Consider the following 13,975-nt stretch of genomic DNA (forward strand, 5'->3'; position numbering starts at 1 on the left):
GCCAGCCCGAGGGTGGCGACTAGGTTTACCAAAGCCGCTTGTCCCGGTAATTCATTCCGGCGTGAATTTCAGGCAAAGCCGCCTTGAACTGCGGATACTGTCGATTTGATGGGGGTGGATGTGGTGGCGGCGTCGAAATGCGACTGGCACCTCATGAACCCGGGGGCGCCACCAGAAACAACCCGGCGCGGGGGCGAACCTCTAGCGTGACCTGACCCGAGCCAAGCGGTTCTCCATCCGCGATCGGGGTAAGGTCGCCCATTTGCACAACCACGCGTTGTCCCGTATCGAAAATAAAGCGTGAATCCCCGGTGATGTCCCCGAATTTCAACCCCGCTAATAGGCGTATCGCGCGGCGGCGTGCCATAGCCGGCAGGGCGGTTACCGCGAAACGTCCGTCACGGGTGCTGGCCTGTGGGGCAATGCGGGTTCCCCCGCCGTAACTGGAGGTATTCGCCACGGCAATCAGCGACAGTTCCCGATAGGGCAATTCGCGGTCATCAATCGAAACCCGCACCGGATAAGGACGAAACTGAGATATAATAATCAGCAGGGCGAGCATATAGCGCAGCGACCCCTTTGGCCAAGAGATCTCGGTGGTTTTTTCGTTGACTAACTGGTCAAAACCGACGCAGGCAATCGTAGAAAACCAGCGTTGTTGGGTCTGGGTAGGGTTATCATCCGGCTTGGAGCCGTGGTTGTTCGCGGGTCGTTGACCCTGACCCGCTGCTGGCGAGCCGAGGATTGTGTTGTTTGGGGCGGGGGGAGTGTTGAAAGTTGCGAGCCCCAGGTCGGTTTCCTGCCAATGTCCGGCCGCGATTACCTCGGCCGCTCCGCGTGGGTCAAGGGGAATCCCGTAGTGCCTGGCGTGGTCATTGCCAGTTCCCGACGGTATCACTCCCAGCGGTTTGCCCGAGCCCACCTGGGCTTGCAACACTAAGGAGAGCATCCCATCCCCGCCGCAAGATACAATCGCGTCAATCGCGGGGTCGGTACTGGCCGCTCGGGCGGCTTCAATCACGGCGGCGGGGGTGTGTGCTGGGAATTCCGCCAGTTCCAGTCCCCGCGCCCGCAAGTGTTCGCGCGCCAACCGGGCGGTTTTGCGCCCGCGTCCCTTGCCGGCCGTCGGATTTGTGATAAATGCGACGCGCCGCAAGGTGGTGGTGCCGTGGCGGTATTCGGCTTGGTCTGTGGGTGCTTTTTCGTTCATGTTCATGAGGTGCTTGTCTGTTTTCCAGCATTCTACCGGGATTGCGGTGTTCTCGAAGTGGTTTAGCGGCAGAAAAGACCGGTTCGCCTGATTTTCTGTAACGGAGACTTCTAAGTATTTAATTAATCCAGCCTGAAACATTGTTACGAAAGCTGTAAATGTGTAACAATAGAAGGGTGAGTAAAATTACACTGCCACCGATGGAACACAATCTGTGGGGGACTGCCGAAGAAGGCAAACCCCTGTCGAACTCGGTCAAAAAATTATTGGGGCTGCTGTTGGGGGCGAAACCCACGGATGCAGCCTCGCGGATTCCCGCCGCGCAAATCAAACTCAGTGAACCACGCCTAACCGACGGGCAGCTGCACGCCCTGGAAAATATTGTCGGCGCGGACTACGTGTCGCAAGACCACGAACAGCGCCTGCGTCGCTCGCACGGCAAATCCTATCCCGACCTGCTCGACTGGCGCACCGACAAGGTAATCGCCGCTCCCGATGCGGTGATTGCCCCCGGAACCGAGGCGGAAGTGCTGGAAGTTCTACAGTACTGTTCGCGTGAACGCATCGCCGTGGTTACCTTCGGGGGCGGCTCCTCGGTGGTGGGCGGGGTAAATCCGGTACGCGGGGAATTCGCGGCGGTTATCAGCCTGGACGTGAACCGTTTCACCCAGTTAGAAGATGTGGACATGGTTTCCGCACTGGCCACCTTGGGGGCGGGGCTGACCGGGCCGGCAGCCGAGCTGCTGCTGGGGGAACATGGGCTACAACTGGGGCATTACCCTCAATCCTTCCCCTACGCCACGATTGGCGGCTACGCCGCTGCCCGTTCGTCGGGTCAAAGCTCGAGCGGATATGGGCGTTTCGACTCGATGGTTCGAGCGCTTACCGTTGTCACCCCGCAAGGAATCATGGAAATCGGCGGCCCCGCCCCGGCTTCGGCCACCGGACCGGATTTGCGCCAGCTGTTCTTGGGATCCGAGGGTACCTTGGGGGTAATCACCCGGGTGCGGGTGCGGATACATCCCATCCCGGAAGTAAAACGCTACGAAGCCTTTAGCTTCCGGGATTTCAAAGCTGGGGTCGCGGCCGTCCGTGCCGTAGCGCAACAAGGCACCGGGCCGACCGTAATCCGCCTGTCGGACGACATCGAGTCCTCTATCAACCTGTCCTCCACCGACAAAATCGGGGAAACCAACAAAGGTGATTCCGGGTGCACCTGCATCACCATGTTTGAGGGCAGCCCGGAACACGCCAAATCCAGACACGCTGAAACTCGGGCGGTGCTGCTGGCACACGGCGCGAAAAGCCTGGGCGAAGAACCCGCCCGCCAATGGGAACAAGGCCGCTTCGGGGCTCCTATGTTGCGTGATGCACTGTTGGACAACCACGTTATTTGTGAAACCCTGGAAACCGCCACGGACTGGAGTAACATCCTGAAATTGCGCGCTGCTGTGGTCGAAGCTTTAGGGGTAAACCTGCCCACATCTCCGAGCATCGTCATGTGTCACGTTTCACATATTTACCCGGAAGGAGCCTCGCTATATTTCACGATAATCTCGGGACAATCGGCGGCACCTCATGAACAGTGGTGGAAAGCGAAAGCCGCCACCTGCCGCGCCATAGTAACCCACGGCGGCACCATCAGCCACCACCACGGAGTTGGCACCGACCACCGCCCCTACCTGGAATCCGAAATCGGGTCGCTAGGAATCAAACTGCTACAGGCCGCTAAAGACACGCTCGACCCGGTGGGAATTATGAACCCCGGCAAGCTGTTTTGAAGCTACGCTAGAAATCCCCGGGAGGCACCTCATGAACCAAAGCGAAACCTCACTAGATACCAGCGAACCCGACCCCAGCGCCGCCAAAATCATCGCGGCCGCCCGAGTCTGCCTGATACGCAACGGGATGCGCACCACCATCACCGACGTCGCCCGCCGCGCCGGAGTGAGCCGCCCCACCGTGTACCGCAAATTTTTCACCCTGGAAGAGATTATCTCCGAAACCCTGACCCAAGAAATGGTGGGGATGCTGGGAGACGTAGCAAACCCCACGTCAACCAAAGAATTCATTGAAATCATTGTGGATGTCACCAATCGGGTGCGACGCAATGAGCTGATGCGCGCCATCCTAAGTGAAGAACCAGAACTGCTGGTCACCTACCAGTTCCATCGATTGGGGCGCAGCCAGCTAGCGATTATCGATGTTCTGGAACGGATGCTGCGGGCGCTGCCCGGTCTGTCCTCGGAAAACCCGAAACAGCAGGCTCTGTTTATTTTGATGCTGGTACAGTCAGTGGCCTTTATGGCTAACACCGTGTCAGAGTACTTTGACGATGCCAGCTGGAAAGAAGAACTGCGCAAAATGTTGAAAGGATACCTGCAATGATGCGAGATACCGATTTTGAGGCGGATACTGCAGCGGCTCCGGTTCCCGCTGCCTGCGCGTCCGCGTATGCCTCCGCGTATACGTCCGCGTATACGTCCGCGTTCGACCCCACCGCTTTGAACGCCACGCGCCGCCAAACCGAATGGTGGGAACTGAACCAAAATCCCCATGTTGACCTGCTGGTGATTGGCGGGGGTATCACCGGTGCCGGCATCGCCCTGGACGCGGCGACGCGCGGGCTGAGCGTGGCGCTGGTAGAGCGACGTGATTTAGCTTTCGGTACCTCGCGCTGGTCGTCGAAACTGGTGCACGGCGGGCTGCGCTACCTAGCGAAACTGCAGGTCGGCATTGCTTTTAACTCGGCTCGGGAACGTCGGATTATTATGGAACGCACCGCCCCGCATCTGGTGCGCCCCCTCGCGCAAGTCACCCCGCTGAATAACTATGTTAATCCTTTACAAATCCTGGCAACCCGCGCCGGATACCGCGCGGGAGATTTACTGGCAATAGCGGCCGGCACCAGTCGCCGCACCCTGCCACACACACGTTTTGCGCGGCCAGACGAAACCCGCCGCCTGGTTCCCACCGCGCGGCGCGACGGCCTGAAAGGCGCGTGGGTGAACTATGACGGCCAGATGATTGACGATGCCCGATTGACTCTGGCGGTGGCGCGCACCGCCGCTGGGGAAGGCGCCCGCATCCTTACATATTGCGAAGCCACCGAGGCCACCGGGAACGGGGCGTGGCTGACGGATACCCTGACTGAGGAAAAACTGTATTTGCATGCGAAAGCCGTGATAAACGCCACCGGAGTGTGGGCGGCCAGCCTGGACGACAGCATCAAGATTCGCCCCTCGCGCGGCACCCACCTGGTGTTCGACGCGGCAGTTTTCGGCCACCCCAAGGGGGCTTTGACAATTCCCCTGCCCGGCTCGGTGTCGCGATACCTCTTCGTGCTACCCGCCGATAAAGGACGCTGCTACCTGGGGTTGACTGACGAAGACCAGCCTGGCCCGATTCCGGAAGTGCCCTCTACCCCCGAAGCAGACATCGATTTCCTGTTGGAAAACATCAACCGCGCCCTGTCCCGTCCGGTGACCCGCGCGGATATTCGCGGAGTCTTCACTGGTTTGCGTCCCCTGCTGGCGATGGATGGCACTGCGAGCACCGCTGATTTATCCCGGCGCCACGCCACAGTTTTGGCTGATAACGGCTTGGTGTCGATTGTGGGCGGCAAGTTCACCGAATACCGTTTGATGGCCGAACAAGCCGTGGACGCGGTGGTTAATCTCCGGGGTTTACCGGCCGGACCGTGCCGAACCAGGAATTTCCCGTTGGTGGGGGCACCGGGCTATCGCCGGGGCGCAAGCACCGGCGATAGCCCGGGTTTGGGCGTGTTCGGCGCGGGGAGCGCCGGACACGCCCACATGCCGGGGAGCGGAAAGAGCCGCGTGGGGGCTATTTTGCTTGGTATTCTTGGTCTTCACGAGGCGCAATCCCGGGAAACGACGGATTGGCGGATAGCACCTCATGAATCCGGCCGAACCCTGGGGCGGCGCATCGCGGTGCCAAAATTCCTGTGGCGCCGCTTCGGGAACGAAGCCGTTAACGTGGTGAAATCAGCCGTTCTTGAACGCCCCTTGGATCGAATCGCGGGTTTAGCGTTGGTACGAGCCGAAATCGAATACGCCATCACCCACGAAGGTGCTTTGAGCGTGGAAGATATCTTAGAGCGGCGCACCAGGTTGACCATGATTCCCGCCCAAGCCGAGGCGGCACGCGGCGAAGTCACCGAAATCTTCACGGCTTTAGAGACGCGGGTTCCTGAGGTGCCAGTCGCGATTCAGGGCTCTGCCAGACCCCCTGTCGCAGTCTAAATTCCGGGGAAACTGGCAGTTTTAGTTTCAAGCAAGAAGGTTAAACAATGATTATCTATAAATGGTTTGCAATAGCCCAGGCGCGTCATCCCCGGGCGGTGGGGCGGCTGATGCGCTTGGCGACTTCCACTATCCCGAAGCTGACACATCACAAACATGGCGGCACGGGTTGTGGCGCTGGGATGGTTGGAGTGCCAGGGAAAGACACCGGAGGAACACTGCGGGGGGATTCCCGGTTGGCACCTCATGAATGCGCAACCCCAGCGGGCAGCGCAACCGCCAGCGCCGCCTCGCTTCCCGCGACGCTACCACCGCCCGCCCCGAAGCCGCCACGCGACCCGAAACGCACCAACGGGATTCTCGCCGCGAACTACGCCGCGCGAATCCCCGGGGCGCGTTAAAACCATCCTGGACGTATAAGGCAAAAATTCAGGTTTCTCGACCTCGAGATACTGCGCCGCGCGTTGAGCATAGCGAGATTGCATATCAACCAGTCACAATGCCTCGCAGTCATGTCATCGAGAATTCCTGAGAATTTCTCTATGCGTCCGCAACGAAATATAGTGGAATTATGTTAGATTTCAGCAAGGTTAGCGCCGCGCAATTGCGCGAAGTCGGTTCCCTGAAGTGGACCGGGAAAACCAATCCGAAAACCGGCGAAGCCCTAATGGGATGCTGGGTGGCGGAAATGGATTTCGTCACCGCCCCGCCCGTGCTCGAGGCGCTCACCACCGCCATCACCAGCGGCTTGTTGGGATACATGCCCCCGCAGCTGCCCCAGAATTTACGCACCGAAACCGCGCGGCTGCTGGGGGAGCGCTACGGCTGGGAGGTCGAGCCCGAGGCGATTACCCCCGTGGTGGATGTGCTGTCTATTTTGCGTGAACATATTACTTTGGCTACCAGTCCAGGGGAACAAATCGTGGTGCCCACCCCGGCTTATATGCCGTTTTTGACCATTCCCGGGCAGCTCGGGCGCGAATGCGTCCAGGTACCCTCGCGCTTCATTGATGGGCAGTGGTCTTTGGACATGGTGGCTTTGCATGAGGCGCTTGCCCGACCCCAAGCAAAACTCTTGATTCTGTGCAATCCTTGGAATCCTACGGGCAGGGTTCTGTCGGAAACGGAGCTGCAACAAGTATCCCAACTGGCCTTGGAGACCGGGGTTCAGGTTTTTGCCGACGAGATTCACGCGCCCTTGACTATGCCGGGGTTTCGCCACATTCCCTTCGCGTCTTTGAGCCCGGAAGTCGCGGCGGTGACGGTAACGGCTCATGCGGCCTCGAAAGGCTGGAATCTAGCGGGTTTGCACTGCGCCCAACTGGTGATATCCGATGCTAATCTGCGCCAGGCCTGGCAAGAAGTTGCTACCAGGATGAGTCACGGTGCCACTCCGCTGGGGGTGTTGGCCACCACGGTGGCCTACCGGGAAGGCCGCGAGTGGCTGGAGGAAGTGCGAGAGTATTTGAGCGTAAACCTTTCCCAAGGACGCGATTTGGCGTGTCAACTTGCCCCGAAACTGCAGGCACCGGCCTTGCAGGGCACCTATCTGCAAGCCTGGGACTGTGCGGCTTACAGCGATAACCCGGTGGCCGTCGCCGAAGAACAGGCCGGGGTAGCGGTGAACGGCGGGACGATCCTGGGGGATGCCTATCCCACTTTGTTGCGGTTGAACGCCGCCACTCCTAGGCATTTGTACCTCGAAATGGTGCAGCGTCTGGCCTCGGCACTGGTCGCGAGCCCGATAGCACCTCATGAACCCGCAGCCCACGCCGTAAAACGCGTTAGGCCGCTTTAGCCCAAAATACACTGGATAACCCGAAATAGACTGGGGGCGCTGGCCGAAACCAGCACCCCCAGCGTTTCAATGCAATTTTCCTACGAAAAGAGCGATATTTATCCGGTTATCCCGGTTTACCCCGGTTATCCTAGGGCGGCCGCTACCCGGCGGTGAGCCTCCCAGATTTCTTCCGGCAGGCCTTCGAACTGCTTGAGGTGCTCCTCGCGGTAGCCCATTTCGCGCTTCCACAGTTCGGTGTCAATGCTCAACACGGCATCCAAGTCAGCCGGGTCGCCTTCGAAACCATCCAGGTTCAGCTCTTCTTTCAGTGGGATAGTCCCCACCGGGGTTTGCTTACCCTGAGCCCGGCCTTCCTTTAAATCCAACAGCCACAGCAGGGCGCGCAAGTTATCGCGGTAGCCCGGCCAACGGAAATGGCCATCCTTTGGATCCTTTTGGAACCAGTTGACGTGAGCGAAAATCGGCTGGTGCTTGGCCTGACCAATAATCCGCAGCCAGTGGCGGGCGTATTCGCCTTCGGGGTAAGACATGAAGGGGCGCATCGACATCGGGTCGTAGCGCAGAATGCCCTCTTTGCCTTCGGCTGCGAAAGTGGCTTGCGCGCCCAGAGTCAAACCATCATAGACACCTTCGGCCAAATCAGTCATAGCGCGAATCAGGGGTTCGCGGTCTTTCACACGGCCACCGAAAATAATCGCGTCAATCGGCACCCCCTTGGGGTCTTCGTAATCCGGGGCGACATTCGGAACATTCTTGAGCGAAGCGGTGAAACGTGAGTTCGGATGCGCCCATTCGTCACCTTTGGCCTTGGAGCGTTGGTGTTCGACCGGGCGATCCGCTATCTTGTTGCCCTTCCAATCAATCCAGCCGGTGACGTCCTCGGGGTGCTCCGGGGTTTTGCCTTCCCACCACAGTTCCTGGGTGTCGGGATTGTAGGCCACGTTGGTAAACAGGGTCTTGGTGCCCGGTTTGATGGCTTCCATGGCGGTGGGATTGGACTTCCAATTGGTGTCCTTGGCCACCCCGAAAGCGCCGTACTCGGGGTTCATGCCGTAGATACGGCCGTCTTCACCCACGCGCAGCCAGACAATATCGTCACCGTAGAAGTACACTTCGTAGCGGTCACCCAGAGCATCGGGAGCCAGCATCATCGCCAGGTTGGTTTTGCCAGAAGCCGAGGGGAAGCCGCCGCACACGTAGTAGGTGCGGTTTTCCTGTTTGTCTTTAATCCCAATCAGCATGAACTGCTCGGAGAGGAATTCCTTGGAATCCCAGCCGTCATAGGCGGCTTGGCGCAGGCCGTGGGCAATCTTGCCCAGCAGGGCGTTGCCGCCGTAAGACGAACCGAAGTGCAAAATCGTGCGGTCGTCAGCCACGGTGGCGAACAGGCGCTTGTCCTCCGGAGTGCCTTGACCAAGATTTTCCAAATCGCCAGTAACATGTACGGCTTTGACGAATTCGTCGGGATTGGCCAGGTTGTTCAGGTATTCCACGCCTACCCGCGCCATACGAATCATGTGCAATACGACGGTCAAGTTGTCGGTCAACTCGACCCCGCGAGCCCATTTTTCCAGCGGGGATTTTGGCGGAGCCATCAAATAGGGAATGACATACATGGTCTTGCCCTTGGAAGCACCGCGCATGTGCTCTACCTGAGTGGCGATTACCTGGTCAGCGTCACGCCAGTTGTTGTAAACCCCCTTGTCACTGGGTCTGTGGGTGGCTACCACGGTGCGCTCTTCGCTGCGGGCGGTGTCTTTGTAGTAGGAACGGGAGTAGTACAGTCCATCACCGGCTGGGGCGATCTCTCCACTAGCGAGCCCTTCCGCTATCAGGCGATCATCGTCTTTCGCTGAAATCACCTCAATTTTATCGGGTTGGGTGATTCCCGACCAGTGCTCTACATAGCGGGCGACGGCCTCGTTATGCAGCCCGGCTGCGGCGAGTATTTCGGAAATGTTTTCCATTATTGACTTCCTTCTTCATCGTAATGATTCCCGAGCAGCCAATGGTAGCCTTACTAAGGCTACCCTAACTCATTTTGCCTCCGCTAGCAATAGAGTCAATTTTCTTGAGTCTGACAGCAGTGGCAAGTTAGTTGTGGTGTTCGGGAGTGGGTTTTTTACCCTATGGCTCAAAATCTTAGCTAATTTCGTCGTGTTCGGGGGGCAGTTGGAAATGCGGCGAGGTCATCAGAACCAGCGTCTTTGCTAGATGGAGGCTATCTAGCAAATATTTTCTCGTGATGCCAGGTGAAACGGGGGTTTTCATTCTGACGGTGACTTGCGGATTAAGGGATTTTTGACTTATAAGCGCAGTGAGGTTGTCTAAACTGGTTGGTTCTTACGGTACGCTTTACCCCACCCCCCTCATAAATACGCTAGGATAGGCTCGCCTAAATAAAATCTGAGCTTGAAAGAGGGCATTTACAGTTATGAAAACACGTGACTTTATCAATATTGGAGTATTTACCGCTATCTACTTTGTGCTCGTTTTTGCTAGCGGGATGCTCGGAATTATCAATCCTCTCATGATGTTCGTGGGGTTCGCGCTGGGAATTATCGCCAACGGGGTGGTAATCAGCTTGTTCAAATCTCGGGTGCGCAAAATCGGCGCCCTGGCTATTCTGGGACTGCTGGTGGGAGTGTTGATGATGCTGACTGGACACCCCTGGGTAGTGGTTATCTTGACCCCGCTGCTAGGTCTGATAGGAGATTTCCTGTACTCCAAGGGGAAAAAAGGCTTCAATATTCTGGCCTACGCCCTGTTCTCGCTGTGGTATGTCACCCCGTGGTTTCCGGTATTGACAGACGCGGCGGGATACCGGCAGATGATTACTAAATCAATGGGTGAAGCCTACGCCGTACAGCTGGACTGGTTCCTTTCCCCCGCTCCGATTTTCGCCTGGATGGGTTGTATCTTCCTGTTGGGGCTAATCGGTGGGATTTTCGGGGAGTCGGTTTTGGCGCGCCACTTCCGTAAAGCCGGTATCGCTAAGTAAATGCGTGCACACCACCAACCCGACCCGCGCACCGCTATCCTGGTACTGCTAGTGGTAAACGCCTTGGTGATGGGACGCAACAGTATGACGATTTCCTTGATTTGCCTGGCAATTGCGACAGTGGCGCTGGCAACCACCGGCCGGTGGCGATTCCTAGCGGGATTCCTAGGGGTTGAAGCCGGATGGCTGATACTGTTCCTCGTTTTGCCACACCTGTGGCAAAACGGGTTCGTGGCTTTCCTCGCGTTGATGGGATATTGGATGTTTAAACTCACCACCGCCGGTGGTATCGCCTCCTACCTGGTGATATTGGTGCGGCCGGGACAGTTTGTGGCCGCTCTGCGCCGGATGCGCATCCCGATTGCGATAACCGTGCCGGTTATTGTCTTGCTGCGGTTCATTCCCACCGTGTTTTCGGAATACCACGCAGTGCGTGAAGCCATGGCGCTGCGCGGACTGTCAATGGGGTGGCGTGCTTGGATACACCCGTTGCGATTCCTGGAATTTGTCCTGGTGCCACTGCTGGCCTCCTGCACCCGGATTGCAGACGAGATGACTGCCGCCGGCATGGTGCGGGGGCTCGGCTCTAAACAGCAACCCACGACCCTGTCCCGCCTGGGTTTTTCCGGGCTGGACGCCCTGTGGATTCTGATTGTGGTGGGTCTGGTGGCTAGCACTTGGTGGCTTAAAGATTTACCGGCATTTCCCGGAGGCTCCTCATGAATCTAGAAATCCCGAACGATGCGACCGCCAGTAACGATGCAGTTACCGCCATCAACCATGTTACTTTCGAATACCAGACCGACGAAGACGATACCCCCGACCTCGCGGTCACCGGGGTGAAAAATATTAACCTGGAGTTTCCGCCCGGCTCCTGCACTCTTGTCACCGGGCCTTCCGGTTCGGGAAAATCCACCCTGCTGAAACTGCTGAACGGGCTGATTCCTGAACTGTTCTCCGGCAAACTGGAAGGTGATGTGCGGCTAGGCGGGCTGGATACGGTTGGCACGGATATTCAGCAACTCGGGCGCGCCGCCGGAACCGTGTTCCAAAACCCGCGTTCCCAGTTTTTCACCGCCACCGTCTACCAGGAACTCGCCTTCGCCTGTGAAAACGCCGGGGATGCGCCCGCCGTGATTCGACAGCGCCTCGAACAAGTGGCTCGCATTTGGGGGATAGAACCCCTGCTGGAATATAAACTCAAACAGCTTTCCGGCGGCGAACAACAGCTTGTAGCCTCCGCTATCGCCCTGATGGGGCCCCAACGCATCGTCCTACTGGACGAGCCCACTTCGAACCTATCACCCGAGGCCATCGACGGTTTCGTTGCGGTACTCGCCGGGTTGAAACGCGAAGGGTGGACAGTGGTCGTCGCGGAACACCGACTCTACCCCTTGCGTGGACTCGCCGATCGGGTAGTGGTGATGCGCGACGGCGCGGTAGTCACCGACCAACCGGCCGCAGAATTTTTCGCCAGCAGTGACACGCGGCGTCGGGAACTCGGGCTACGAATCCTCACCCCACCTCAACAGCACTGTTTCAAGGAGACGCGAGTGGACGTGACTGACGTGCCGATTCACGAGGAGGCAACACAGGAGACGCCAGTTCGCGCGATATCGGGGAAAATCGTCTCGGGCAGCGGCGTGGTGGCGGAAAACCTGCGGTTTAGCTACGGGAAAACCCGAATCCTGGATATTCCCCGCCTGGAGGTTCCCGCCGGGGCTGTCACAGCTTTGACCGGGGCTAACGGAGCTGGAAAAACCACTTTGGCCAGGACTTTGATTGGCTTGGCGCATCCGGAAAAAGACGCGCACATTTACTTTAACGGCCAGCGATGTCGCTCGCATCAGCGCACCAAGCGTTCCGCCTTGGTGATGCAAGACGTGAACCGACAGTTGTTTGGGGAAAGTGTCCTTGGGGAAGTCACCTTGGGAAACACCGAGGTCAGTGTCGGGCAGGCCCGGGAAATCCTCACGGAACTGGGCTTAGGCGGCCTGGAGGAACGCCACCCCATGACCCTGTCCGGGGGACAAAAACAGCGCCTGGTTATCGCCAATGCTATCGCGGGGGACGCGGAACTCTATGTGTTTGATGAGCCGACCTCCGGGGTGGACTACGGGCATCTCATGTCCATTTCCCGCTTGATTCGCCGCTTGGCAGTTGCGGGAAAAGCCGTGCTGGTCATCAGCCATGATTGGGAGTTTCTCAACGAGGTCACCGACCGAGAGTTGCGGCTTTCGCCGCTGCGCGAGGTCACCGGCCGAGGACAAATCCAGGTTTTCGGCGCGGCGACGGCGCAGCGTTGAGACGCGGAACACGGGGTGGGCTGTGGCGTGAAGCCGCAGCCCACCCCGCTTATTGATAATGAATTCTGTAACTAAGGTCATCCTTAGATTTTTAGCCGGGCTTAGGTACAATGAAAACGATAGAACCGATAGGGAACACGTGTAATTGGGGGTTTAGCCTGGAAACGGAGAGGGAACTGATGGGTCATACAGAAATGGGACATATTGAGAACGAGCCGCAACACGGACACGCGCCTCATGAACCCCACAAAACCGGGAGTGCGGCGTGCGAAACGCTGGAACGAGAACCCGCGCCTCATGAACCCCACCAGAAACCCCACCACGACCAGACACGCGAACACGTCCCCGCCTGTCCCCACCAGCACGACGAAAAAGGGCACGGGGATGCACATGGCCACGGGCACGGGCATTCCCACAACCACGGCGAAGGTGTCGGAAAGAACCGGCTGATCGCCGCTCTGGCGATAACCTTGGCGGTGATGCTTTCCGAACTGGTGGGGGCAGCTTTGACTGGCAGTCTGACCCTGTTGGTAGACCTGGGACATATGCTCACCGACTGTGCGGGGCTGACCCTGGCAGTGATAGCGGCACACCTGCAAGGCCGTCCAGCCACCACCCGGCGTACCTGGGGATGGCGTCGCGCCGAGGTGATTTCGGCGGCGCTGCAGTCCCTGTTGCTTATCCTGATTGGGGTTTACGCCTGTATCGAAGCGATAAAACGTCTGGTCACCCCGGAGCCTATCGGGGCTCAGATGCTGCTGGCGGTGGGAATTATTGGCCTGCTGGGGAATCTGGCGAGCCTGACGATTCTGATTGGAGCCAAAAGCGGGAACCTGAATTTGCGGGTAGCCTTCCTAGAGGTTTTGAACGATTCCCTGGGGTCGGTGGCGGTAATTGTCAGCGCGGTGGTGATGGAGACCACTGGTTGGGTGCAGGTCGATTCAGTGGCAGCCTTGGTGATTGCGGCCTTAATTGTGCCGCGCGCGGTGATGATTCTGCGTCCCGCCGGCTTAATTTTGATGGAGGCTACCCCCAAAGACCTGGATTTGGAAAAGGTACGGGAGCATTTATTGACGCTGCCACACGTGGTGGCGGTGCATGATTTGCATGCTTCCACCGTGTCCACGGGGCTGCCGGTTTTGACTGCGCATGTCATCTTGGAAGACGAGTGTTTCCACGACGGACACACCGTAGAAATCCTGGGTCAGATTGAGGATTGTCTGCAGCATCACCACGAAATCTCGATTTATCACACCACGATTCAGTTGGAGCCGGCCTCGCGCGCAGACTTCCACAACTGGAAGGAACAGGTGTAGCCGCTGGGGGTCGGTTGCCGGTTCCGGTTGGTTCTGACTCTGCTGGGTTTGGCTGGGACGGCTTTTGTCGTAAGTG

Annotated in this window: 11 protein-coding genes; 9 read left to right on the forward strand and 2 right to left on the reverse strand. The window is 58.3% G+C overall.

The annotated features are described in order from the left end of the window. Window positions 1–151: 151 nt before the first annotated feature. Window positions 152–1,216, reverse strand: a complete 1,065-nt coding sequence (locus tag F4555_RS01485; RefSeq protein ID WP_231282774.1) for a diacylglycerol/lipid kinase family protein — start codon at window positions 1,214–1,216, stop codon at window positions 152–154. Window positions 1,217–1,386: 170 nt separating this feature from the next. Between F4555_RS01485 and F4555_RS01490 the strand changes: the two genes are divergently transcribed. The 5 genes from F4555_RS01490 (at window position 1,387) to F4555_RS01510 (ending at window position 7,273) form a co-directional block, all read left to right on the forward strand. After that, window positions 1,387–2,991 (forward strand): FAD-binding oxidoreductase, encoded by a 1,605-nt coding sequence (locus F4555_RS01490; protein ID WP_244854417.1) that lies wholly within the window; start codon window positions 1,387–1,389, stop codon window positions 2,989–2,991. 31 nt (window positions 2,992–3,022) lie between these two features. Further along, a complete protein-coding gene (locus F4555_RS01495; protein ID WP_004012988.1) occupies window positions 3,023–3,598 on the forward strand; it encodes a TetR/AcrR family transcriptional regulator in 576 nt (191 codons plus the stop codon). Continuing rightward, the gene (locus F4555_RS01500; protein ID WP_115325538.1) at window positions 3,595–5,475 is read left to right on the forward strand and encodes a glycerol-3-phosphate dehydrogenase/oxidase; all 1,881 of its coding nucleotides are present in this window, start codon (window positions 3,595–3,597) and stop codon (window positions 5,473–5,475) included. The genes F4555_RS01495 and F4555_RS01500 overlap by 4 nt, the downstream gene beginning before the upstream one ends. A gap of 47 nt (window positions 5,476–5,522) precedes the next feature. Next, the gene (locus F4555_RS01505) at window positions 5,523–5,876 is read left to right on the forward strand and encodes a hypothetical protein (RefSeq protein WP_115325537.1); all 354 of its coding nucleotides are present in this window, start codon (window positions 5,523–5,525) and stop codon (window positions 5,874–5,876) included. A gap of 170 nt (window positions 5,877–6,046) precedes the next feature. After that, window positions 6,047–7,273, forward strand: coding sequence for a MalY/PatB family protein (locus tag F4555_RS01510; RefSeq protein WP_004017485.1), 1,227 nt, complete (start codon window positions 6,047–6,049; stop codon window positions 7,271–7,273). Between the two features lie 125 nt (window positions 7,274–7,398). On the opposite strand, the gene F4555_RS01515 is transcribed toward F4555_RS01510, so the two are convergent. Continuing rightward, on the reverse strand, window positions 7,399–9,243 hold the full coding sequence (locus F4555_RS01515) for a phosphoenolpyruvate carboxykinase (GTP) (protein ID WP_115325536.1): 1,845 nt from the start codon (window positions 9,241–9,243) through the stop codon (window positions 7,399–7,401). Window positions 9,244–9,710: 467 nt separating this feature from the next. On the opposite strand from F4555_RS01515, the gene F4555_RS01520 reads away from it, so the two are divergent. From F4555_RS01520 to F4555_RS01535, 4 genes are all read left to right on the forward strand, one after another. Then, window positions 9,711–10,277, forward strand: a complete 567-nt coding sequence (locus F4555_RS01520; protein ID WP_004014790.1) for an MptD family putative ECF transporter S component — start codon at window positions 9,711–9,713, stop codon at window positions 10,275–10,277. Continuing rightward, window positions 10,278–11,000, forward strand: coding sequence for an energy-coupling factor transporter transmembrane component T family protein (locus F4555_RS01525; protein WP_004012981.1), 723 nt, complete (start codon window positions 10,278–10,280; stop codon window positions 10,998–11,000). Then, on the forward strand, window positions 10,997–12,583 hold the full coding sequence (locus F4555_RS01530) for an ABC transporter ATP-binding protein (RefSeq protein WP_115325535.1): 1,587 nt from the start codon (window positions 10,997–10,999) through the stop codon (window positions 12,581–12,583). Before F4555_RS01525 ends, F4555_RS01530 begins: the two co-directional genes overlap by 4 nt. Window positions 12,584–12,762: 179 nt before the next feature. Next, on the forward strand, window positions 12,763–13,899 hold the full coding sequence (locus F4555_RS01535; RefSeq protein WP_174222559.1) for a cation diffusion facilitator family transporter: 1,137 nt from the start codon (window positions 12,763–12,765) through the stop codon (window positions 13,897–13,899). Window positions 13,900–13,975 lie beyond the last annotated feature (76 nt).

The sequence above is a fragment of the Mobiluncus mulieris genome (genome assembly GCF_014204735.1).
In the GTDB taxonomy this organism is placed as follows: domain Bacteria; phylum Actinomycetota; class Actinomycetes; order Actinomycetales; family Actinomycetaceae; genus Mobiluncus; species Mobiluncus mulieris.